The 387-nt window shown below is 70.8% G+C and carries 1 pseudogene; it reads left to right on the top strand.

The window, feature by feature from the left end:
• Positions 1-387: pseudogene (locus tag ACFWJO_RS40085) on the top strand (MFS transporter); the annotation flags it as partial.

Genomic DNA, 387 nt, shown 5'->3' with positions numbered 1-387 from the left:
GCTCGTGCCCGTCGGCATCGGCCTGGCCGCCCTCTGGACACGCTGGGAGGCCCGCTACGCCCGACGGGGCCGCGCCCCGATGGTGGACCTGCGCCTGTTCCAGACCCGCAGCTTCGCGTGCGGCGCCCTGCTGATCGCCATCTACTTCACCGGCTCGACCAGCATGTTCGTGGTGATCGCCATGTTCATGCAGAACGGGCTGGGCTACCCGGCGCTGCACGCCGCACTCATCGGCCTTCCCTCGGCGGTCATGTCGAGCGTGATGTCCACCGTGGCCGGTCGCGTGGTGCTGCGCACGGGCCGGAAGATCGTCGTCCTCGGCATCGCGCTGGCGCTGCTCGCCGTCGTGGGCTTCATCGGGGTGGCGTGGGCCAACCGGGAGTTCGG

The sequence above is a fragment of the Streptomyces sp. NPDC127092 genome, from assembly GCF_042722475.1.
In the GTDB taxonomy this organism is placed as follows: domain Bacteria; phylum Actinomycetota; class Actinomycetes; order Streptomycetales; family Streptomycetaceae; genus Streptomyces.
This window is presented reverse-complemented; position numbering and strand designations above follow the sequence as displayed.